Source organism: Streptomyces ossamyceticus (assembly GCF_001418475.1).
Classification (GTDB): Bacteria; Actinomycetota; Actinomycetes; order Streptomycetales; family Streptomycetaceae; genus Streptomyces; species Streptomyces ossamyceticus.
The window spans coordinates 1-20,699 of record NZ_LIQX01000102.1; the positions used below are offsets into that span (position 1 = coordinate 1).

Here is a 20,699-nt window from a genome sequence, read left to right on the forward strand (position 1 = left end):
GGGGGCGTGAGATGACGTGCGCGGTCGAGCGATGACGTGATGTGACGTGCGGATCGCCTACCGAGCGGGTTACGTACCGCGCAGGCTGCGCCCCGAGCGTGCCGCGTCCCGCGCCGGGCGCGGCGCCGGTGCGGGGCCTCGAAGCGGGCCCTCGGAATGGGGCAGGAGTGCCCCTGCTCCGACGCGAGGGCCGGGGCCTGTTCCGTGGACGGTGGGGCGCGTCAGGTGGGGCGGTGTATGCCCGCTTCTTCCGCGTACTCTCCGAGCACGATCACGCCGAAGGCGGCGCCCGCGAAGACCTTGACGGCCCGCAGGGCGTCCGCGAGGCGGTGGCGGGGGTGACGGTCGTCGAGGCCGGTCGCACCGGACGGCGGACCGGGTCGGCCGGCCCCTGAGGCTGGGATGAAGGTCGCTGCACTCATGTATCCATGGTGGAACGTCCGCCCGCGGATGGCGTCGGTCCATGGATGGAACTGGCTGAGCCCTCCGCTCACCCTCAGGTCCTGCCGTCCCCTAGTACCCCCGGCGTACCCGCCCCCTAGGGGGTACGCCGGGGCAACACGAAATCCGTTCGCCCTCTCCCCCTCGTCTCGCCTAAACTCTCCGCCCTTGCCCGCCTCCCGCTCGTGGAGCGCCGCCGTCCGGACGGAAACCGGCCGGCTCACCCCACCCCCACCACCGGATCCCGTGGATCCCGTAGGCCCCCGGAGGCACTCCCTTGTCCGCGCCCGCCGACGAAGAGATCAATCCCCTCACCCGCGAACGCGACCACCTCGCCGCCTCCCGTTCCGCGCTGCGCGCCATGAGGGAGGACGTGGAGGCGCTGGACATCCGGGACGTGACCGCGAACTGGGTGAACGCGGAGGTGCTCGCCCGCCAGATCGACGAGCGGATCAAGGCCCTCGCCGACCTGAGCCACACCCCGCTGTTCTTCGGCCGCCTCGACTATCTGCACGCACCCGGCGCCGACCGGGCCGAGGGCGCCGCAGGAGAGCGCTTCTACATCGGGCGCCGGCATGTGCACGACGCGGACGGCGATCCGATGGTGATCGACTGGCGCGCGCCCGTGTCGCAGCCGTTCTACCGGGCGTCCAAGAAGGACCCGATGGACGTCGGGCTGCGCCGCCGCTTCGGCTACACCGGCGGTGACCTCACCGCGTACGAGGACGAGCACCTCTCCGACCCCGCCGAGGCGGCGACCACCAGCAAGCTGCTCCAGCAGGAGATCGAGCGCCCCCGCGTGGGCCCGATGCGGGACATCGTCGCCACGATCCAGCCCGAACAGGACGAGATCGTCCGCTCCGACCTGTCCGGCAGCCTCTGCGTCCAGGGTGGCCCCGGCACCGGCAAGACCGCCGTCGGCCTGCACCGGGTCGCCTACCTGCTGTACGCCCACCGTGAGCGTCTCTCCCGCACCGGCACCCTCGTCATCGGCCCGAACCGCTCCTTCCTGCACTACATCGAGCAGGTGCTCCCGGCGCTGGGCGAGCTGGAGGTCAAGCAGGCCACCGTCGACGACCTGGTGGCCCATGTGGAGGTGAAGGGGACGGACGAGGCGGCCGCCGCCGTCGTCAAGGGCGACGCCCGGATGGCGGAGGTGCTCCGCCGCGCCGTCCGCTCGCACGTCACCCTGCCCACGGAGCCCGTCATGGTCGTACGGGGGTCGCGCCGCTGGCGCGTCCCGGCGTACGAACTGGAGGACATCGTCAAGGAGTTGCTGGACCGGGACATCCGCTACGGCGCCGCCCGCGACGCCCTGCCGCAGCGGATCGCGCACGCGGTGCTCGTGCAGATGGAACGCTCCGGTGAGGCGCCCGACGACCGGGTGCAGGACGCGGTGGCCCGCAACACCGCCGTGAAGGCGGCCGTCAAGGCGATCTGGCCGCCCGTCGACCCCGCCAAGCTGGTCCTGCGGTTGCTCGCCGACGCCGACTTCCTCGCCGAGCACGCGCAGGGTGTCCTCACCGACGACGAGCAGAAGACGATCCTGTGGGCGAAGCCGGCGCGGAGCGTGAGGACGGCCAAGTGGTCCGCCGCCGACGCCGTGCTGATCGACGAGGCCACCGACCTGGTGCAGCGCACGCACTCCCTCGGCCATGTCGTCCTCGACGAGGCCCAGGACCTGTCCCCCATGCAGTACCGGGCGGTCGGCCGCCGCTGCACCACCGGTTCGGCGACCGTCCTCGGCGACCTCGCGCAGGGCACCACCCCGTGGGCGACCCGGAGCTGGCAGGAGGCCCTGGCCCACCTGGGCAAGGCCGAGGCGCACATCGAGGAGCTGACCGCCGGTTTCCGTGTGCCGACCGACGTCATCACCTACGCCTCCCGGCTGCTCCCCCACATCGCGCCCGGCCTGACCCCGGTGGCCTCCGTCCGGGAGAACCCGGGCTTCTTCGACGTACGGCCCGCCGAGGACGACACACGGGTGATCGCCGCCTGTGAGGAGTTGCTGCGCCACGAGGGGTCGGTCGGTCTGATCGCCGCCGACGCGCGCGTACCGGCGCTGGCCGAGGCCCTTACGGCGGCCGGGATCGGCTACCTCGCGCCGGGTGAGGAGACGACGTACGAGACGCGCCTCACCCTCGTACCGGCGTCGCTCGCGAAGGGCCTGGAGTACGACTACGTGGTGCTCGACGAGCCGCGGGCGGTGGTCGACGGTGAGCCGGACGAACGGACGGGCCTGCGCCGCCTGTACGTGGCGCTGACCCGTGCGGTGTCGGGCCTGATCGTGACGCACGCGGCGCCGCTGCCGCCGCAACTGGCCTGAGCGCGGGCCCCCTGAGCACCTGGCCCTCTGGCTCCGGCCCCCCTGCAAACGCGGAGCGGCCCCCGGCGACCGACGAGGTCACCGGGGGCCGCTTCACGCGCGTCGGCCTACTTGAACTTGTTGCTGGTGGCCAGGTAGACCTCCTTGGCGTTCTTCCCCAGCCGCGGGCCGGTGATGAACGTGGAGCGGTCGCTCAGCGAGTTGTTGGAGACCAGGTAGGTGCGGCCCTTGTGGCTCATGAACCAGGGGCCGCCGGAGGCGCCGCCGTTCAGGGTGCAGCCGACCATGTACTGGGCCGGGTAGTCGCTCGGGTAGCTGTAGCCGAGGACGAAGCGCTTGGTGGCGCCCTGGCAGTGGTACATCTTCGAGCCGTCGTACGGGGCCTCGGCCGGGTAGCCGCGCACCTTCATGTTCTTGACCTTGTTGGCGGCCGGAGCGTTGAACCACACCGGGAGCGCCGAACCGACGCGCTCCTCCAGCGACTTGGCGCCCTTCTCCGGCTTCACGTGGAGGACGGCGTAGTCGTACGCGGCGGCCACGGTGCCCTGGCTGGCGTTGCCGCCCTTGATCCAGGTGCCGGAGGTGGTGGCCCAGTCGGCCCAGAACAGGCCGTACGGGGAGACGTTGCTCGCGCGGTAGTTGGCGGAGGCCTGGCTGATGTTCAGCCTGGCGGTGTTGTTGAAGGACGGGACGAAGGCGATGTTGCGGTACCAGCCGCCGCCCTTGCCCGCGTGGACGCAGTGGCCGGCGGTCCACACGAGGTTGGACTTGCCGGGGTGGGCCGGGTCCTTCACCACGGCCGCCGAGCAGACGCTGGAGCCCTGGGGGGTGGTGAAGAAGAGCTTGCCGACCGGGGCGGCGTTCTTGTGGTAGGTCGCCTTGACCTTGGAGGCGTTCTGCCGCTTCACCGAGCCGTCGGGCAGCCAGACCTTGGTGGTCTTGTTCGACCCCTTCGACACGTTGCCCGCGTCGGCGATCTCCGGCAGTTGCGTGGGCATCTGGGCCTTGGCCTTGGCGATGCGCTCGGGGGTCCAGAAGTCCTCGATGTAGGGGTTGGCGAAGTCCTCCGCCTTGGAGGCCCAGTCGTCGAAGTCCTGCCAGCCGCCGTTCTTCCACTTCTGCAACGCGTCACCGGAGAGTTCGGTGGGCACGCCCTTGGGCAGCTTGTAGCCGCCGATGGTCGTGTCGCCCCCGCCCTCGTTCTCGCCGGTGTCGACGTCCGAGCCGGCGCCCGCCTGGGCGGTCGTCTCGCCCGAGGCCTTCGCGCCGCCCTCGTCGGACTTGCTGCATGCGGTGGTGGTGACCATGACCGCGGCGATCACGGCGGCGGCGGCCGTGAGACCGCGGCGACGTATGAATGGCATGGAGCCGTTCCCCCTGTGACTGAAACTTGTCATGCCCCGGCTTGGCTGGGGCGGACACAACTATGCACGCGGGACAGGGCCGAAATGATCGTCGGGAGGGCTCCCGCGGCGACTTCGCACACAACAACTACGTGGCGGATATCGATCCGTGATGTGACATCACGTCACGACGTGACGACCCCTCGGCCGCCCGCTCCGGCGAACTCACAGAGCTTTCACAACGTTTGATTCTTCATCACTCCGACACCTCCCACCTCTTGTGCACTACCGGCCAGTAGCGCGAATCTGACCTGCGCATGCCATCCCCCCGCCGGTGTGCCCCACCCGGCCCCCGGGCGTCCACGCGCCGCGGTCCATCAGGAGGTCGCAGTGAAGACAAGTCCGCGCTCAGGCAGGTCCCGTCGTCTGCAGAGATCCGTGTTCACCGTGGGCGGCGCCCTCGCCCTGGTCGTCGGCGTGGCCGGCAGCGCGTTCGCGGCCCCGCCCGGGGCCCTGCCCGCCAACTCCGAGGCGTTGGAGAGGACATGGCAGCCGGCCTACGACTACGACACCGACGGCTGCTACTCGACCCCGGCGATCGGCCCGGACGGCACGGTCAACGGCGGCCTGAAGCCCACCGGCGCGCTCAACGGCGGCTGCCGGGACGCGTCCGACCTCGACAACACCAACGGCTACGCACGCTCGAAGTGCAACAACGGCTGGTGCGCGATCCTCTACGACCTCTACTTCGAGAAGGACCAGGCGGTCCCCGGCTCCAGCATCGGCGGCCACCGCCACGACTGGGAGCACGTGGCCGTCTGGGTGCAGAACGGCACCGCCCAGTACGTGTCGACGTCCGCGCACGGCGGTTTCAGTGTCCACCCGGCGTCGGCGGTCCGCTGGGACGGCACCCACGCCAAGATCGTCTACCACAAGGACGGCATCCGCACGCACTGCTTCCGCCTCGCGGGCTCGGGCGACGAGCCCCCGGAGAACCACAAGGGCACCTGGCAGTACCCGCCGCTCGTCGGCTGGAACGGCTACCCGTCCGGCGTCCGAGAGAAGCTGGTCTCCTACGACTTCGGCAGCGCCAACTTCGGTCTGAAGGACGGCAGTTTCGAGTCCAACCTGGCGAAGGCGAAGCCGTCGGGGATCGCGTTCGACCCGTACGCGTAACGGGGCCGCCGCCGGGGGCGCGCCCCGGTCACGAACCCGTCCCCGCGTGACGGCGGCCGCCGTCGGGGCCGCGCGCCCGGCTCACGCCTCTGAGGCGCACCCCTTGGTCTCGCGGCGCGCGCCGGGTGGCCAGACGATGTCCACGGGGAGGCCGGCGCGACGCGCGTCGGCCACGGCCGTGGCGGTGCCCCCCTGCGCGGTGGACGTCTCACCGTCCCAGACGGCGACCAACCGGTGCGCGCGCCGCACCAGTTCACGGTTGGCGTCCTCGTACGCCTGTCCGTCCGCGCTGTCGTGGCCGAGGACGAGCACCTCGGCCGCGGCCCCGAGCAGCCGGTCGAACGTCGCGGCCTGCTCGGCGCCCGCCTGGCGGTCCCGGTAGTCCCGCGCCGGGATCACCGCGACCAGCCGGCCGCCGAGCGCGAGGACCGCCTCGGCGAACAGCGAGTCGGCACCACCGGCGAGACACGAAAGCCCGGTGATCCCCTCCTCCGCGTACGGCCCGAGGAACTCCCGCAGGGCCCGGCGCACGAGGGGAACGCTCGCCTCGGTCAGGTCCATGTGCCCGGTCACCGCGATGGCGATCAAGAGGCCCCCACCCACTCGGCTGGCTCGGCTGGAAGGAATCCGCGGATCGTATGCCGCGGGCCCGCCGACGGGAAGTACCCGGGGGCGCCGGGGGCTAGAGAGCCAGTGCCAGGAACCCCACCACGTACGCGGCGACGAACAGCGGTGGAACCCACTGTTCGAGGCGGGTCAGCGGCACATAGCGGCGCCAGTCCTCGCCCTCCCCCAGCTCGGTCCACTCGGCGCGGGAGTACGCGTACGCGGGGAGCCGGTTCTCGAACGCGCCGATCACCGCCCACTTCGCCGTGTTCAGCTGGCGGTAGGAGCGGACCATCAGGTACCAGGCCGCGCACTGCCCGACGAGGATCAGCAGGCCGGCGAGGAGCAGCCAGACCGACACCCGGCCCGGACGCGGCCCCAGCCCGGCGACCATGGCCGTGGCGATCGCGCTGTTGAGGGACAGGAAGAAGGTGTTGGCAGCGCCGCGCCGCGCGCTGACGCGGTCGGCGGTCTCCACGCAGAGCTTGTACTGCTCGAACATCATGGCCAGGTACGGGGTGTTGGCGGGCGTGTAGCTGTCGGGGGCCACGTCGGAGTTCCACAGGGAGTGGTGGAGGTCTGCCATCGGCCCAGCATGGCCGTGGCACCGGCACGGCGGGCGGGCGCGTGCCCGCGCGTGCCACGAAAGAGCGAATCCGAAGCCGTTCCGCCCACCAACGGGCCCTGTTCGATTGCCGGTTGCGCGTGGCGTCCGCTCGGCTGTGGTCATGACCGAGCACCCTCCGCCCGTCTTCCCTCCCTTCGGCACACCCCGCAGACGGCAGCGGCCTGTGCTGGGCTGCGTGTTACGGCTCGCGGGTCTGGTCGCGACGTTCTGCGGCGGGCTGACGTTCATCGTGGTGGCCGTGCGGAAGAACACCGTCTTCATCCCGGTGTCGCCGGACGACCAGCCCCTGTGGCTGAACCTGCTGATCCTCGTGGTGTGCGGACTCTGGGGCGCGGGCCTGCTGGTCGCGGGCAGGTCGCTGCGGCGGCACGGGCGGCGCCATCACGTCCGGGTGGTCCGCACGATGGAGGAGGCCCGGCGCGAACCGTACGTCCTGTATCTGCGTCCCTTCACCGAGGACGTCACCGGCAGGGCGATGCCGCACGCGTTCAGCCGCTGGCAGGGGGTGGGCGGCGCGCTCGTGAACGGCAGTTCGCTCACGTTGGAGGAGGGCGTGTGCCGGATCTTCAGCGGGTTCGGGCGTCCGCTCGCCGTGGGTGAGCCCGACGAGGCGCTCCCTCTCGCCGGCTGCCGCCGCCTCTACCTCCCCCTCCGCGACTGGCAGCCCACCGTCACCTCCCTCATCACCGACGCCCGCCTCGTCCTGCTCGTGGCGGGCACCAGCGCGGGCACGCTGTGGGAGCTGACGGAGGTGATGCGGCTGCGCCGCCCCGAGTCCGTGCTGGTCATGCTGTACGCCGAGCGGGACTCGGACCTGTACGACGTGTGGGAGGCGTACGAGGACTTCCGGGCCGCGGCGGAGGAGGTGCTGACCGCGCGGGCCGACGAGCTGCGCGAGGTGCACGGCCCCGACTGGCAGCCGCCGCGCTTCCCGCCCCTGCCCGACTTCGAGGACCCGGACCGTCTGAAGTGGACGCTGCTGCTGCGGGCCGTCATCCGCTTCCGCTCCGACTGGACGCCCGAGATCGTGCACCTGGACCCCACGGCCGTCACGGCATGGACGTACGAGGGCCGGGTCCGCAAGCTGACCCGCACGCAACTGACCCCGCTGGTGGCCCGGTTGCACGAGGACCTGAACGGAACCACACCGGGTGGCCGGAGCCGACCGGCGGCGCTACCGGCGGACCCCCACTGACGGACGGGGCCCCTCTCCTCCCTGCCGCTCAGTGGGCCACTGCGCTGCCGACGCCCGCGTCGAGCGCGGTCCGCCACTCCCGTACGGCGTCGGCGTCGACCGGCGCGTCCCAGCCGTCGGGGCGGGCGGCACCGCCGATGTGGAAGGCGTCCAGCCCGGCGGCGCCGAGGCGGGGCAGGTGGTCGAGGCGGAGACCCCCGCCGACCATGAGCCGCGGGGCGTAGCCGGGCTCGCCGCGCCGGGCCGCCTCCGCGAGCAGGGTCGGCAGTCCGGCGTCGACGCCGTCCCCCGAACCCGCCGTGAGGTACGTGTCCAGCCCCGGCAGGCCGGCGAGCCGCCGGCGCAGGGAGTCACGGTCGGCCGCGCGGTCGATGGCGCGGTGGAAGGTCCAGCGGCAGCCGTCCAACTCGGCGACCAGCCGCTCCAGGACGGGCAGATCGGGATCGTCCCGCGGGTCGAGGAACCCCAGCACGAACTCCTCCGCCCCGGCGGCCCGCATGTCGCACGCGACCCGTACGAGCGCGTCCGCGTCCCCCGCCGCGAACCCGTCGGCGAGCCGCAGCATCACCCGCGCCGGGATGTCCACGGCGCCCCGCACCTCGGCGAACGTCCGCACGGTCGGCGACAGCCCGTCGGCGCGCATGTCGGCGACCAGTTCCAGCCGGTCGGCTCCGCCGGTCTGCGCGGCGACGGCGTCCCTGGCGTCCAGGGCGATGACCTCAAGGAGGACGGGCGTGGCCATGGGGCCCCTTCCGGTTCGGCACGTCGTACGACGACAGCGGGCGGCAACAGGTCTAGTCCAATTTACCAACAAACCCGTCCGTTGACCCGGACCCTCACGATTCGCGTACGACCGACCACGCTCCGCATCTACGCTCGGGACCGGCGCAGACCCAACAGAACCGGCTGTCAGAGGAGGACGTCGTCCCATGAGCAACACGAAGACCCTCGACCCGTCGCAGTCCACCCGCGCCCTGTACGGCGCCGAACTCCGCCACCGCCGCGAGCGGGCGGGCATGACCCAGGAGGAGCTGGGGGCGGCGATGTTCATCAGCGGGGCGTACGTGGGGATGCTGGAGGTGGGGGTACGGCGGATGCAGCCGGAGTTCGCGAGGATGGCGGACCAAGTGCTGGACGCGGACGGGTTCTTCACGCGGAACCTGGAGGCCGCGAGGAAGTCCCCCTACGAGCATCACTTCGCGGACGTGGTGGAGTTCGAGGGCCTGGCCCTCACGATCAAGGACTGGGCGCCGATCCTGGTACCGGGACTGCTCCAGACGGCCGGGTACACGCGGGCGGTAGTGCGAGCGTACGACCCGGTCCTGACGGAGGACGTGATGGAGGAGCGGGTCTCCGCCCGCAAGGCCCGCGCGCACATCTTCGGCGACCCGAGGAGGCCGCGGTACTGGGCGGTCCTGGACGAGATGGTGGTACGGCGCCCGGTGGGCGGGCCGGCTGTGATGGCGGAGCAACTCCGGCACATCGCGGCGATGGTCCGACGCAACCGGATCATCGCACAGGTGCTGCCGCTGACGGAGGGGGCGACCGCCGGGGCAGGAGGCGTCTTCAAGCTGATGACCTTCGAGGATGCGCCACCGGTGATGTACTCACAAGGGGCTGAAACGGGGCGCCTCTTCGACGATCCGGCTGTGGTGGCCCGCTCCACGCTCACCTACGATCTGCTAGGGGGTGCGGCGTCGTCGCCTGCCGCGTCCCTCGCCCTGATCGAGCAGGCGGCCAAGGAGTACGAGGATGCGTACCGCTCCCGATCTGAGGACCGCGACTTGGCGTAAGAGCAGCTACAGCGCAGGCACGTCGGACGAATGCGTTGAGGTCGCCGGCGACTTCGCCGGCGCCGCCCTCTCCTGGCGCAAGTCGAGCCACTGCGGCGGCGAGCCCGACGAGTGCGTCGAAGTCTCCGACGACCTCCCCGGCGTCGTCCCCGTCCGGGACAGCAAGAACCCGGCCGGCGGTGTGGTGCTCCTCGGCGGCGCCGCCTGGTCGGCCTTCGTCGCGGCGGCGGGCCGGGAGCTTCTCTGAGTGATCCGGTGAGGCGGCCGGGACTCATGTGCCAGAAAGTGCCTTGAGCGGAAGCATTGACTCCCGCAAGGACGCCACCTACCTTTTGGCCGAACTTGCGAACGATGTTCGAAATACCGGGCGGGGAGAGGGTGGTATTTCGGCATCGCAGCCCGCGCCAAGGGAGCACTCCGTGAGACCTGATTTCACCCGTCGGACAATCCTCGGCCTCATGGCCGGCTCGGCGGCCGCCGCCTTCACCGGCATCTCGGCCGGTACCGCCCGCGCCGCCGTGCCCGCGTCGCCCGGTGTGACGTACACGAACACCATCGCCGAGCAGCGGGCCGACCCGCACATCTTCAAGCACACCGACGGCTTCTACTACTTCACCGCCACCGTGCCGGCGTACGACCGCATCGTGCTGCGCCGGGCCACCACGATCCAGGGGCTGACCTCGGCCGCCGAGACGACCATCTGGACCAGGCCCGCCACCGGCACGATGGGCGGCTACATCTGGGCCCCGGAGATCCACTTCATCGACGGCAAGTGGTACATCTACTTCGCCGCCGGTGACGCCAACAACGTCTGGCACATCCGGCCCTACGTCATGGAGTGCGCGGACGCGAACCCGATCACGGGCACCTGGACGGTGAAGGGCCGTATCGCCCTGCCGCTGGACACCTTCTCCCTGGACGCGACGACCTTCGCCGTGAACGGCACCCGCTATCTCGCCTGGGCGCAGAACGACCCGGCCGTCGGCACCGGCACCAACCTCTACATCGCGCAGATGTCCAGCCCGTGGACCATCACCGGCACCCCGGTCATGATCAGCCGGCCGACCGCCGCGTGGGAGACCGCCGGAGGCGCGACGGTCAACGAGGGCCCGGCCGTGATCCAGAAGAACGGCAAGGTCTTCATGACCTTCTCGGCCGCCGCCACCAGTGCCGTCTACTGCATGGGCATGCTGACCGCCTCCGCCTCGGCCAACCTGCTCAGCGCCTCGTCGTGGGCCAAGAACCCGAACCCGGTCTTCGCCAGCTTCGCCGCCACCAGCCAGTACGGCCCCGGGCACAACCAGTTCACGGTCTCCGAGGACGGCAAGTCGGACATCCTCGTCTACCACGACCGCAGCTACAAGGACATCAGCGGCTCCCCGCTCAACGACCCCAACCGCCGCACCCGCGTGCAGAAGATCTACTGGAACGCCGACGGCACACCCAACTTCGGCATCCCCGTCGCCGACGGCGCGACCCCGGTCCGCCTCTCCTCCTACAACTACCCGGACAAGTTCATCCGGCACTGGGAGTACCGCGCCAAGCTCGAGGCGAACGTCGCCCCGCTCGCCGACTCGCAGTTCCGCGTCGTCACCGGGCTCACCGGCAGCGGCACCGTCTCCCTGGAGTCGGCGAACTTCCCCGGCTACTTCCTGCGCCACAAGAACAACGAGGTGTGGGTGGAGAAGAACGACGGAACGGCACTGTTCGCCGGTGACGCCTCCTACATGGCCCGGGCCGGCCTCGCGGACTCCGCGGGTGTCTCGTACGAGTCGTTCAACCTGCCGGGCCGCTACATACGCCACTACAACTACCTGCTGTACGTCCAGGCTGTGACCACGACGACGGCGCAGGCCGACGCCACCTTCTACACCCAGTAGGCCCCTGCCGCGCTGCCGCGGTCCCGCCCCACCTCGGGCAGCTCCGACGCCCCCACGGGCCGGGGAGCTGCCCGGGGGTGGAGCCGGCCAACGGTCGGGGCTCTGACGGACGCCCCGCCACGGCACAATGCCCCCATGTCCCTCGACCCGCTGGAAGACCGCTGGCTCCAGGCCCTGCTCTCCGCCCGTGACGGCGCGCGCCACCCGGACCCGCTGCCGTACGCGGCGAACCTGATCAAGCGGTGGTCCGAGCCCCAGCGGAAGTACCACACCCTCGATCACCTCACGGCGGTGCTGGACCGTGTCGACGTGCTGGAGGAGTACGCGGCGGACCCGGCCGTCGTGCGGCTGGCCGCCTGGTTCCACGACGCCGTCTATCTGCCGGAGCGGTCGACGAACGAGGAGCGGTCCGCGCGGCTCGCCGAGCGGGCGCTGCCCGAGGCCGGGGTGCCGGCGGAGAAGGTCGCGGAGGTGGCCCGGCTGGTGCGGCTCACCGTCACCCACGACCCGGCGGACGACGACCCCGACGGCCAGGTCCTCTGCGACGCCGACCTCGCGATCCTCGCCTCGCCCCCGGACGCGTACGCCGCGTACGCCGCCGCCGTCCGCGAGGAGTACGGCTTCGTCCCCGACGACGCCTTCCGTGAGGGCCGAGCGGCCGTACTCCGCCATCTCCTCACCCTGCCCCGCCTCTTCAGGACGCCCCACGGACAACGGGAATGGGAGGAACGGGCCCGCGCGAACCTGCGGGCGGAACTGACCGAGCTGACCGGGCCGGGCTGACCGAACAGGGGGAGTGGGGTGACCGACCAGGCGCTGCGGGGGAGCGCTTCCTCGATCGTCCCGGTCACCACGGGAATGCCACCGCCGCGCCTCCGGTTGGCGTTGTATATGTCCTCCGACGCCGCCGCAGACCGCTCCCGTCACCGTCCCGCCCCCCGGCCCGGTACCCGCGTCCCCCTCTCCGTCTACGTCCTCGGGCTCGCCGTCTTCGCGCTCGGTACGAGTGAGTTCATGCTGTCGGGGCTGTTGCCGCCGATCGCCGAGGACATGGACGTGTCGATCCCGCGGGCCGGGCTCCTCATCTCCGCGTTCGCGATCGGCATGGTCGTCGGGGCGCCGCTGCTGGCCGTGGCGACGCTGCGGCTGCCCCGCCGGACGACCCTCATCGCGCTGATCACCGTCTTCGGTGTGGGGCAGGTCGCGGGCGCGCTCGCCCCGAACTACGCCGTGCTGTTCGCCTCACGCGTCGTGAGCGCGCTCGCGTGCGCCGGGTTCTGGGCGGTGGGGGCGGCCGTCGCCGTCGCCATGGTGCCCGTCACCGCGCGGGCCCGCGCCCTCGCGATCATGATCGGCGGGTTGTCGATCGCCAACGTGCTGGGCGTTCCGGCGGGCGCGTTCCTCGGGGAGCACTTCGGGTGGCGGTCGGCGTTCTGGGCGGTCGCCGTGGCGTCGGCGATAGCCCTGGCCGGAGTCGCCGCACTGGTCCCGGCCATCCCGCTGCCCGCCGAGCGGCCCCGGCTCGGCGCCGAGGCCCGCATCTACCGGGAGCCGCAGGTCTGGCTCTCCATCGCCGTCGTGGCGCTCGCCGCCGGTGGTGTGTTCTGCGCGTTCAGCTATCTCGCGCCGCTGCTCACGGATGTCGCCGGACTCGACGCCGGATGGGTGCCGACGGTTCTCGCGCTGTTCGGGGTCGGGGCGCTGATCGGTACGGCGGTCGGCGGGCGCATCGCCGACGCGCACCTCTTCGGGGTGCTGCTCACCGGCATCGCCGCCTCCACCGTCCTCCTCGTCGCGCTGGCGCTGCTCGCCTCGTACGCCGTCGCCGCCGTCCTGCTCTCCTTCCTCCTCGGCGTCTCCTGCTTCTACACGGCGCCCGCGCTCAACGCCCGGATGTTCAACGTCGCCGGGGCGGCCCCCACCCTCGCCGGTGCCACGACGACCGCCGCGTTCAACCTCGGCAACACCGGCGGGCCCTGGCTGGGCGGCGCGGTCATCGACGCGGGCTTCGGGTTCACGTCGACGGCCTGGGCGGGCGGCGCGCTCACGGCGACCGCCATCGGCATCACGGCGGTGTCGCTGCGGATGCACCGGCGTACCGGGCCGTCACGGATCGTGGAAATGGGCACTAACTCGGCGAAAGTGCCGACCTCGACGTAGGGTTCCGGCATGGCAGTGAGTGAGGTCAGCCTCGTCGAACAGGCCCGCGCGACGGCCGACGGCGCCACGATGTGCCCCCAGCGCGGGGCCCTGGAGCACATCACCAGCCGCTGGGGCACCCTCGTCCTGATCGCCCTGCTCGACCGCTCCTACCGCTTCGGGGAGCTGCGCCGGGAGATCGGCAGGGTCAGCGAGAAGATGCTCACGCAGACCCTCCAGACGCTGGAGCGCGACGGCATCGTCCACCGCGACGCCAAGCCCGTCATCCCGCCCCACGTCGACTACTCCCTCACCCCGCTCGGCCGCGAGGCCGCCGAACAGGTCCGCGCCCTCGCCACCTGGACCGCCGAGCGCATGACCGCGATCGAGAAGGCGCGCGAGGAGTACGACGCGGCGAAGGGCTGAGCGGCCCCGTACGTTCCGTGCCACCGGCCCCAACGCGCCTCCCTGGGACCTAAATCCGTTCGTCCTCCCGCGTCGCCCCGCCTATCCTCACGCCCATGCGACCAATGGGTGGGGAACAGGTACGGGAAGCCGTCGGGCACAGCGTGGCCGTGCTGCGGGGGGCCGTCGACCGGGACTGGGTGGGGACCAAGGCGGGGCGGCTGGACTGGAACTGCCGTGAGACCGCCGACCACATCTCATCGGACCTGATCGCCTACGCGGGCCAGCTCGCGGGGCGGGCCCAGAGCGCGTACGTACCGTTCCGCATCGACACCGCGGAGTGCGAGGACAACGCCGCCCTGCTGCATGTCATCGAGACGACGGGCGCCCTCCTCGCCGCCACCGTGACCACCACCCCCGCCGACGTGCGCGCCTTCCACCCCTACCCCTTCCGCTTCGCCGACCGCGAGGGCTTCGCGGCGATGGGCGTCACCGAGGTGCTCCTCCACACCCACGACATCGTCGAGGGGCTCGGGCTCACCCCGTACGAGGCCCCGCGGGAGCTGTGCGAGTCCGTGCTCGCCCGCCTCTTCCCGCACGTCAGGCCCGGTGACGACCCCTGGACGACCCTGCTGTGGGCCACCGGCCGGGCCGATCTGCCGGGCCGGGCCCCGGTCACCGGATGGAAGTGGAGCAACCCGCTGCACATCGACGCCGAGCGCATCGTCCTCAAGGGTGTCCACCCGGCCGCCGCAGCAGACCTCTCCGAGGGCGGCACCGGCGGCTTCGACTGGATCGTGGGCGGCCCCGTCGACGGCACGCGCGTCGGCGCCGGCATGGTGTTCAAGGCGTACGAGGCCGGCGTGCACCGCCCCGAGTGGGGCATGTACGTCCTCGTCCGCAAGGAGGACGGGCTCGCCCTCGGCGCGCTCGGCTACCACGGCGCCCCCGACGAGGAGGGCCGCGTCGAGATCGGCTACGACCTGGTCGAGGGCGCGCGCGGGCGCGGCTACGCCACGGAGGCGCTGCGCGCGCTGGCCGACTGGGCGCGCGAGCGGGCGCGCGAACAGGGCGACGTCCAGTCCCTCTTCGCCGTCGTCGACAAGGTCAACACCCCGTCCCAGGGTGTGGTCACCCGCGCCGGGTTCGAGCAGGTGAGCGACGACTGGGGCGACGGGGAGGACGGCGAGCAGTTCGCGTACGAACTCCGTCTGCGCGCCTGACGTACGCCGGGCCCAACCGTTCCGGTCTCCTCCCCTTTTCCCCTGCCCCGGCCCCCGCACGGTCCCGATAATTCGGTGACGTGCGGGAACGTGCGGGAACGTGCGGACGCGTAGGGGCGCGTACGGATGCGTGCGCGTGCGTGCGGGCACGTACGGGGAGACGGGGGAGCACGCGATGAGTCCATACGGTCCTACGCCCACGCCGCGACCCCGGCCGCCGGGCTCCCCCGGGCCGGATCCGGGCCCCGACCACCGCAACGCCCGTATCGCGATCATCAGCCTGATCGTCACCAGCATGCTCACCGTCATCGGCATCGTGGTGAGCGTGGTGGTGGCCGACAAGGACGACCCGTCCGACGACGGCCGGGGCGGCGGACCGACCGCGCGCCCGTTCCAGGACGACACCGACGGCACCGACCACACCGAGGACGGCGAGGACGACGGACTCACCACCGCCCAGCGGGAGTTGAGGGACTCGCTCAACCCCGCGCAGTGGCGCCGCGAGAGCTGCGAACCGGACACGGTACCCGGCGCCGAGGCGTCGCTGCGCTGCACGGTGACCACGCAGGACCCCACGTACGGCGCCCTCACCACCAAGGCGAGCATCTCGGTGTACGGCTCCAAGAGCGAGGCGCAGAAGGTGTTCCGGGACTACACGGCCGGTCTGCCCGACGGCAACTGCGACCAGCAGCAGAACGTCCGCGGCGTCTGGTCGGAGAACGGCTCCGACACCCCGGCCGGGGACGCGGCCTGCTACATGAACACCACGTTCCAGTACGTGATCACCTGCACGTACTACGACCGGCCCGCCCTGTTCGCCGTCACCGGCCCCGACTTCCCGGCGCTCAACCGGTGGTGGCACGGCCTGGACCCGATCTTCACGGACTGAAGCCGCCTCACAGGCCGGGCCCACTCCCCCCTCACCGGCCGCGGGCCTCCTCCCCCTCACCGGCCGACGGGCCGCCCCTTGGGGCGTCGCAGGCCCGCCGCGGTGAGCCGACGGAGCAGCTCCTTCGAGCCCACCTCCACCGCGCCCGCGGCCACGACGTCCTCGTAGCGGTGGGACGGGATGTCGTAGTGGTCGCGTTCGAAGGCCCGCTCGGGCACGCCGACCCGGCGGGCGAAGTCGTGCAGTTCGTCGAAGGAGACGTCGCTGACCAGGTGCGACCACATCCGGCCGTGCCCCGGCCAGGTGGGCGGATCGATGTAGACGGTCACGAGGGCGACGACCCCCCGGTGGCGGCCCCCAGCGCGCCCACCGCCGCGACCCGGACCCCCGCCTTGTGGCACACCCACCGCGGATCGGGGCCCAGCTCGGGTTCGACGTCGAGGGCGTGCGGGTCGCCGGTGCCGCAGACCGGACAGAGCGGCCAGCGCCCGTACCGTTCCAGCAGGGCGTCCTGGACGTCCTGCGCGATCAGCCCGGCCACGTACGCCGCGCCGTCCGGCCACTGCTCCACCCACCAGCGGCGCTGCACCACGGAGTCCTCGACCATCGAGACGACGTCGGCCTCGGCGACCTCCTGGGCGACCAGATCGGCGAGCACGAGCGCACGGGCCGCGTGCAACGCCTGCTCAAGGGGGCTCACGGGATCACTGCCGGCACTCATGCCTCCATTGTGCGCACCCTTGACCGCAGACCCGGACGGAAAATATCTTTCATGGTGTGAGTGATGAGGTGAAGGAAATTTTCGCACGAAGGAAAGGACGGAAACCGCCGGAGGCGTCCCCGGCCGAGGGCCGGAAGCCGGCCGCCCCCGAGAGCGGACGTGCCGCCGCGGCCGAAGTCGGACGCGCGGCTGGGGCCGAGGGCGGACGTGGGAGTGGGGCCGAGGGCCGCGGGGGAAGTGGCGGACGCCCGGCCGAAAGTGGCGGACGCCCGGCCGAGGGCCGTGGCGGCAACGGCGGAGGCCGTGGCGGTGGGGCCGCCGCTCCGCCCGCTCCCGCCGCGCTCGCCGCGAAGGTGCGGACGCTCGCGCCGTCCATGACCCGGTCCATGCAGCGCGTCGCGGAGGCGGTCGCGAGCGACCCGGCCGCGTGCGCGGCGCTCACGGTCACCGGCCTCGCCGAGCTCACCGGCACCAGCGAGGCGACGGTCGTCCGCACGGCCCGGCTCCTCGGCTACCCCGGCTACCGCGACCTGCGCCTCGCCCTCGCCGGTCTCGCCGCCCACCAGCAGTCGGGCCGCGCGCCCTCCGTCACGGCCGACATCGCGGTGGACGACCCGCTCCCCGATGTCGTCGCCAAGCTCGCCTACGACGAGCAGCAGACCCTCGCGGACACGGCGGCCGGCCTGGACATGGTGCAGCTGGGCGCGGCGGTCCGGGCGCTGGCCGGGGCCCGCCGGACGGACGTGTACGGGGTCGGGGCGTCGGGGCTGGTCGCGCAGGACCTCACGCAGAAGCTGCTGCGCATAGGGCTGATAGCCCAGGCGCACAGCGACCCGCACCTCGCCGTCACCAACGCGGTGCAGCTCCGCGCGAAGGACGTGGCCATCGCGATCACCCACTCCGGTTCGACGGGCGACGTCATCGAACCGCTAAGGGTCGCCTTCGACCACGGCGCGACGACGATAGCGATCACCGGGCGGCCCGACGGACCGGTCTCCCAGTACGCGGACCACGTCCTGACGACGTCGACGGCACGGGAGAGCGAGCTGCGGCCCGCGGCGATGTCGTCCCGGACGAGTCAACTGCTGGTGGTGGACTGCCTGTTCATAGGGGTGGCCCAGCGGACGTACGAGTCCGCAGCGCCCGCGCTGTCGGCCTCGTACGAGGCGCTGGCACACCGCCACAGGAGCGGAGGGCCTTCGCGGTAGGGCGAGGACGGAGCACCGCGGCCGTCTCCTCCTCCCGCCCCCGACGCCCTCCGGGGACGCCGATCGCACCGTACGAAATGAGTCACCGCATGCCTTCCCTGCCTCCCCTCCCCTACGGCTCCACCCCGAACGACCTCGCCGTACGCGCGGAGCTGGAGTCGCTGACGACCGAGGCGTTCCGCCCCGACCTGGCGGACATCGACCAGTTGCCGACCCTGGACATCGCGACGCTGATGAACGGCGAGGACGCGACCGTGCCGGCGGCGGTGGCCGCGCGGTTGCCGGTGATCGCGGCGGCGATCGACGCGATCGCGGAGCGGATGGCGCGGGGCGGCCGTCTGATCTACGCGGGGGCGGGCACGGCCGGACGGCTCGGCGTCCTCGACGCGTCCGAGTGCCCGCCGACCTTCAACACGGCTCCCTCCCAGGTGCTGGGCCTGATCGCCGGCGGCCGGGAGGCGGTGATCACGTCGATCGAGGGCGCGGAGGACTCGGCGGACCTGGCCCGCGCGGACCTCGGCGCGCTGGCGCTGACCCCCGACGACACGGTGGTGGGCGTCTCGGCCTCCGGCCGCACGCCGTACGCGATCGGCGCCGTCGAGTACGCGCGGGCCCGCGGCGCCCTGACAGTGGGGCTGGCCTGCAACGCGTCCAGCGCGCTCGCCGCGGCAGCCGACCACGGCATCGAGATCGTCGTCGGCCCGGAACTGCTGACGGGCTCCACGCGCCTGAAGGCGGGCACCGCCCAGAAGCTGGTCCTCAACATGCTGTCGACGATCACGATGATCCGCCTGGGCAAGACCTACGGAAACCTGATGGTCGACGTCCGCGCCACCAACGACAAGCTCCGGGCCCGCTCCCACCGCATCGTCGCGCTCGCGACCGGCGCGACGGACAAGGAGATCGACACGGCCCTCACCGCCGCGCACGGCGAGGTCAAGACCGCCATCCTCACCCTCCTCAGCAACACCGACGCCCCCACCGCGACCCGCCTCCTCCAACAGAACCAGGGCCACCTCCGAGCGGCCCTGGCAGCGGCGGCGACGACGAAGACGAGCTGAGGGACGCCGACGGGGACGGCTCTCAGGGACGACTGACTCTCAGGGATGCGACGCGTCGGCGGTGAACGCCTCCCGGTGATCGCGCGCCCACCGCTCGAACGTGCCCGCCGGCCGGCCGAGCACGCGCGGCACGTGGTCGGTGACGTAGGCCGCACCGCCGGCGCGCGCCCAGCCGATGCCCGTGCGCATCCCGGCCGGCAGCCGGTCGAGCGCGCCCGCGTCGGTGGTCCTGACCGGGCGTTCCAGCACGCGTTCCAGGATCGCCGCCTGCTCCGCGAACGTCAGCAGCTCCGGCCCGGTCAGGTCGTACCGCCGCCCGTCGTGCGCGTCGCCGGTGAGGGCCTCGACGGCGACGGCGGCCACGTCCCGTGGGTCGACGACGGCCTGCCGGGAGTCGCCGGCCAGGTCCGGGATCGGCTCGCCGGCCCGGATGAGCGCCCGGTGCCACAGGAGGTTCGACGCGAAGCTCGGCGGGCGGAGCATCGTCCACACGAACCCGCCGGCCTCGATCGCCTCCTCCGCCGCGAGGTGCCACGCGCCGACCGTCGCACCCTCGAACCGCTCACCGCTGCCGATCGCGGACAGCTTGACGATCTTGCGGACGCCCGCCGCCCGCGCGGCCGTCAGCAGGGCCAGGTCGTGGTCCGCGGTCGGCACGGGCGGCACGGTCACCAGGAAGACCGAGTCGACACCGGCCACCGCGTCCGCCAGCGACGCCGGGTCCTCGAAGTCGGCCCGCACCCAGCCGGGCCGCTCCCGACGGGACATCGCCCGGAACGGCACGCCCCGCTCGGTGAGCAGACGGACGACATGACTACCGATGGTGCCGGTGGCACCCGTAACAAGGATCATGCTCCGACGATGGCAGCGCCCCGAGGCCGCCCTATAGGAAGTTTCGGCACTATCGTGAGCCGCGTGCGCTCTCTCGACGTACCGCCCGCCCTGATGCGCTGGGTGTTCGGCATCGACGTCGCCACGGCGGCCGGTTCGCCGGTGGTCGACGTGCCCGATCACGCCACCACGCTGCTCCTGCGCATGGACCGGCGTGAGCTGATCGTCATGGGCCCCCGCACCCGGGCCGCCTACCACGTCGGCACACCCGGCCGTTCGTGTGTACGGGTGCGGATGCGCCCGGGGCGCACGCAGACCCTCCTCGGCCGTCCCCTGCGGGACCTGGCGGACCGGGCGCTGCCGCTGCGGGCGTTGCCGGGCCTGGACGTCGACCGGTTCGCCGCCGACCCGATCGCCGCGCTCGAAGAGACCTTGGCCGACCGCCCCGAACCCGCGCATCGGCTCGACGAGGCGGCCCGCCTGCTGGCGGTGGTCGGCGTCGCCACGACCGCGGCCCGCCTGCACCTCAGCGAGCGACGCCTGCGCACCCTGTTCACCGACGGCACGGGCCTGTCCCCCAAACGCTTCGCCCGCATCGACCGGCTCCGCACGGTGCTCGCGGCGGACACCGGCCGCTGGTCCGACATCGCGGCCACGGCGGGCTACTACGACCAGTCCCACATGACAGCGGAGTTCCGCCACTTCATGGGCGTCCCCCCAGCAGCGTTCACAGCGGGCCACCACCCGACGCCAAGCCCGTGCACGACCTGAGCGGGGGCCCGGGGGCGGCAGCCCCTGAACAGGGGCGCGGGGAACTGCGCGACCAGCCACAAC

The 20,699-nt window shown here is 72.1% G+C and carries 21 protein-coding genes and 1 pseudogene; 14 read left to right on the plus strand and 8 right to left on the minus strand.

Annotated features, from left to right (window positions below):
• Positions 1–221: 221 nt before the first annotated feature.
• Positions 222–422: a hypothetical protein gene (locus tag AOK15_RS09425; RefSeq protein ID WP_055514795.1), complete on the minus strand. Its 201-nt coding sequence runs from the start codon at positions 420–422 to the stop codon at positions 222–224.
• A 296-nt stretch (positions 423–718) separates the two neighbouring features.
• Between AOK15_RS09425 and AOK15_RS09430 the strand changes: the two genes are divergently transcribed.
• The gene (locus tag AOK15_RS09430) at positions 719–2,767 is read left to right on the plus strand and encodes a HelD family protein (RefSeq protein WP_055514759.1); all 2,049 of its coding nucleotides are present in this window, start codon (positions 719–721) and stop codon (positions 2,765–2,767) included.
• A gap of 107 nt (positions 2,768–2,874) precedes the next feature.
• Here the strand turns inward: AOK15_RS09430 and AOK15_RS09435 are convergent, their stop codons facing one another.
• Entirely contained in the window at positions 2,875–4,131 is a 1,257-nt protein-coding gene (locus tag AOK15_RS09435; RefSeq protein ID WP_055514761.1) for a trypsin-like serine peptidase, read from the minus strand.
• 417 nt (positions 4,132–4,548) lie between these two features.
• On the opposite strand from AOK15_RS09435, the gene AOK15_RS09440 reads away from it, so the two are divergent.
• On the plus strand, positions 4,549–5,286 hold the full coding sequence (locus AOK15_RS09440) for an NPP1 family protein (protein ID WP_420876887.1): 738 nt from the start codon (positions 4,549–4,551) through the stop codon (positions 5,284–5,286).
• Positions 5,287–5,367: 81 nt separating this feature from the next.
• On the opposite strand, the gene AOK15_RS09445 is transcribed toward AOK15_RS09440, so the two are convergent.
• A complete protein-coding gene (locus AOK15_RS09445) occupies positions 5,368–5,874 on the minus strand; it encodes a hypothetical protein (RefSeq protein ID WP_107099374.1) in 507 nt (168 codons plus the stop codon).
• Positions 5,875–5,968: 94 nt separating this feature from the next.
• Positions 5,969–6,478, minus strand: coding sequence for a RipA family octameric membrane protein (locus AOK15_RS09450; protein WP_055514765.1), 510 nt, complete (start codon positions 6,476–6,478; stop codon positions 5,969–5,971).
• A gap of 142 nt (positions 6,479–6,620) precedes the next feature.
• Here AOK15_RS09450 and AOK15_RS09455 point away from each other — a divergent pair, with 142 nt between their 5' ends.
• Entirely contained in the window at positions 6,621–7,715 is a 1,095-nt protein-coding gene (locus tag AOK15_RS09455; protein WP_157870200.1) for a hypothetical protein, read from the plus strand.
• Between the two features lie 28 nt (positions 7,716–7,743).
• Here the strand turns inward: AOK15_RS09455 and AOK15_RS09460 are convergent, their stop codons facing one another.
• Positions 7,744–8,457: a copper homeostasis protein CutC gene (locus tag AOK15_RS09460; protein WP_055514769.1), complete on the minus strand. Its 714-nt coding sequence runs from the start codon at positions 8,455–8,457 to the stop codon at positions 7,744–7,746.
• A gap of 187 nt (positions 8,458–8,644) precedes the next feature.
• On the opposite strand from AOK15_RS09460, the gene AOK15_RS09465 reads away from it, so the two are divergent.
• The 8 genes from AOK15_RS09465 (at position 8,645) to AOK15_RS09500 (ending at position 16,044) form a co-directional block, all read left to right on the plus strand.
• On the plus strand, positions 8,645–9,508 hold the full coding sequence (locus AOK15_RS09465; RefSeq protein ID WP_055514771.1) for a helix-turn-helix domain-containing protein: 864 nt from the start codon (positions 8,645–8,647) through the stop codon (positions 9,506–9,508).
• Positions 9,468–9,755 carry a DUF397 domain-containing protein gene (locus AOK15_RS09470; protein ID WP_055514773.1) on the plus strand — a complete coding sequence of 96 codons (288 nt, stop codon included), beginning with the start codon at positions 9,468–9,470 and terminating at the stop codon, positions 9,753–9,755. Before AOK15_RS09465 ends, AOK15_RS09470 begins: the two co-directional genes overlap by 41 nt.
• A gap of 211 nt (positions 9,756–9,966) precedes the next feature.
• Positions 9,967–11,388 (plus strand): family 43 glycosylhydrolase, encoded by a 1,422-nt coding sequence (locus tag AOK15_RS09475; RefSeq protein ID WP_055514774.1) that lies wholly within the window; start codon positions 9,967–9,969, stop codon positions 11,386–11,388.
• A 135-nt stretch (positions 11,389–11,523) separates the two neighbouring features.
• A complete protein-coding gene (locus AOK15_RS09480) occupies positions 11,524–12,171 on the plus strand; it encodes an HD domain-containing protein (RefSeq protein WP_055514776.1) in 648 nt (215 codons plus the stop codon).
• A gap of 108 nt (positions 12,172–12,279) precedes the next feature.
• Complete coding sequence (locus AOK15_RS09485) at positions 12,280–13,548, plus strand: Cmx/CmrA family chloramphenicol efflux MFS transporter (RefSeq protein WP_055514778.1); 1,269 nt, start codon at positions 12,280–12,282, stop codon at positions 13,546–13,548.
• Positions 13,549–13,557: 9 nt separating this feature from the next.
• A complete protein-coding gene (locus AOK15_RS09490) occupies positions 13,558–13,953 on the plus strand; it encodes a winged helix-turn-helix transcriptional regulator (RefSeq protein ID WP_055514780.1) in 396 nt (131 codons plus the stop codon).
• Between the two features lie 104 nt (positions 13,954–14,057).
• Positions 14,058–15,155 (plus strand): GNAT family N-acetyltransferase, encoded by a 1,098-nt coding sequence (locus AOK15_RS09495; RefSeq protein ID WP_055514782.1) that lies wholly within the window; start codon positions 14,058–14,060, stop codon positions 15,153–15,155.
• Positions 15,156–15,330: 175 nt separating this feature from the next.
• Positions 15,331–16,044: a hypothetical protein gene (locus AOK15_RS09500; protein ID WP_055514783.1), complete on the plus strand. Its 714-nt coding sequence runs from the start codon at positions 15,331–15,333 to the stop codon at positions 16,042–16,044.
• Between the two features lie 56 nt (positions 16,045–16,100).
• Here the strand turns inward: AOK15_RS09500 and AOK15_RS09505 are convergent, their stop codons facing one another.
• Positions 16,101–16,373: a DUF4031 domain-containing protein gene (locus tag AOK15_RS09505; RefSeq protein WP_055514786.1), complete on the minus strand. Its 273-nt coding sequence runs from the start codon at positions 16,371–16,373 to the stop codon at positions 16,101–16,103.
• The gene (locus AOK15_RS09510) at positions 16,370–16,765 is read right to left on the minus strand and encodes a hypothetical protein (RefSeq protein WP_055514788.1); all 396 of its coding nucleotides are present in this window, start codon (positions 16,763–16,765) and stop codon (positions 16,370–16,372) included. The genes AOK15_RS09505 and AOK15_RS09510 overlap by 4 nt, the downstream gene beginning before the upstream one ends.
• A 284-nt stretch (positions 16,766–17,049) precedes the next feature.
• On the opposite strand from AOK15_RS09510, the pseudogene AOK15_RS09515 reads away from it, so the two are divergent.
• Both AOK15_RS09515 and murQ read left to right on the plus strand, forming a co-directional pair.
• Positions 17,050–17,973 (plus strand): annotated as a pseudogene (locus AOK15_RS09515) (MurR/RpiR family transcriptional regulator); the annotation flags it as partial.
• 89 nt (positions 17,974–18,062) lie between these two features.
• Positions 18,063–19,034, plus strand: coding sequence for an N-acetylmuramic acid 6-phosphate etherase (gene murQ / locus AOK15_RS09520; RefSeq protein ID WP_055514792.1), 972 nt, complete (start codon positions 18,063–18,065; stop codon positions 19,032–19,034).
• Positions 19,035–19,073: 39 nt separating this feature from the next.
• Here murQ and AOK15_RS09525 read toward each other — a convergent pair whose 3' ends face one another.
• Positions 19,074–19,886 (minus strand): NAD(P)H-binding protein, encoded by an 813-nt coding sequence (locus tag AOK15_RS09525; protein ID WP_055514793.1) that lies wholly within the window; start codon positions 19,884–19,886, stop codon positions 19,074–19,076.
• Positions 19,887–19,949: 63 nt separating this feature from the next.
• On the opposite strand from AOK15_RS09525, the gene AOK15_RS09530 reads away from it, so the two are divergent.
• Positions 19,950–20,636, plus strand: a complete 687-nt coding sequence (locus tag AOK15_RS09530) for a helix-turn-helix domain-containing protein (RefSeq protein ID WP_240508369.1) — start codon at positions 19,950–19,952, stop codon at positions 20,634–20,636.
• Positions 20,637–20,699: the final 63 nt, after the last annotated feature.

What these genes read in the sequence shown, in the direction of transcription:
- AOK15_RS09525 (WP_055514793.1), bottom strand. Translation starts at nt 19,886, where the DNA reads ATGATCCTTGTTACGGGTGCCACCGGCACCATCGGTAGTCATGTCGTC.
- AOK15_RS09455 (WP_157870200.1), top strand. Translation starts at nt 6,621, where the DNA reads ATGACCGAGCACCCTCCGCCCGTCTTCCCTCCCTTCGGCACACCCCGC.
- AOK15_RS09485 (WP_055514778.1), top strand. Translation starts at nt 12,280, where the DNA reads ATGTCCTCCGACGCCGCCGCAGACCGCTCCCGTCACCGTCCCGCCCCC.
- murQ (WP_055514792.1), top strand. Translation starts at nt 18,063, where the DNA reads ATGCCTTCCCTGCCTCCCCTCCCCTACGGCTCCACCCCGAACGACCTC.
- AOK15_RS09480 (WP_055514776.1), top strand. Translation starts at nt 11,524, where the DNA reads ATGTCCCTCGACCCGCTGGAAGACCGCTGGCTCCAGGCCCTGCTCTCC.
- AOK15_RS09490 (WP_055514780.1), top strand. Translation starts at nt 13,558, where the DNA reads ATGGCAGTGAGTGAGGTCAGCCTCGTCGAACAGGCCCGCGCGACGGCC.
- AOK15_RS09495 (WP_055514782.1), top strand. Translation starts at nt 14,058, where the DNA reads ATGGGTGGGGAACAGGTACGGGAAGCCGTCGGGCACAGCGTGGCCGTG.
- AOK15_RS09425 (WP_055514795.1), bottom strand. Translation starts at nt 422, where the DNA reads ATGAGTGCAGCGACCTTCATCCCAGCCTCAGGGGCCGGCCGACCCGGT.
- AOK15_RS09460 (WP_055514769.1), bottom strand. Translation starts at nt 8,457, where the DNA reads ATGGCCACGCCCGTCCTCCTTGAGGTCATCGCCCTGGACGCCAGGGAC.
- AOK15_RS09510 (WP_055514788.1), bottom strand. Translation starts at nt 16,765, where the DNA reads ATGAGTGCCGGCAGTGATCCCGTGAGCCCCCTTGAGCAGGCGTTGCAC.
- AOK15_RS09475 (WP_055514774.1), top strand. Translation starts at nt 9,967, where the DNA reads ATGGCCGGCTCGGCGGCCGCCGCCTTCACCGGCATCTCGGCCGGTACC.
- AOK15_RS09465 (WP_055514771.1), top strand. Translation starts at nt 8,645, where the DNA reads ATGAGCAACACGAAGACCCTCGACCCGTCGCAGTCCACCCGCGCCCTG.
- AOK15_RS09450 (WP_055514765.1), bottom strand. Translation starts at nt 6,478, where the DNA reads ATGGCAGACCTCCACCACTCCCTGTGGAACTCCGACGTGGCCCCCGAC.
- AOK15_RS09470 (WP_055514773.1), top strand. Translation starts at nt 9,468, where the DNA reads ATGCGTACCGCTCCCGATCTGAGGACCGCGACTTGGCGTAAGAGCAGC.
- AOK15_RS09500 (WP_055514783.1), top strand. Translation starts at nt 15,331, where the DNA reads ATGAGTCCATACGGTCCTACGCCCACGCCGCGACCCCGGCCGCCGGGC.
- AOK15_RS09435 (WP_055514761.1), bottom strand. Translation starts at nt 4,131, where the DNA reads ATGCCATTCATACGTCGCCGCGGTCTCACGGCCGCCGCCGCCGTGATC.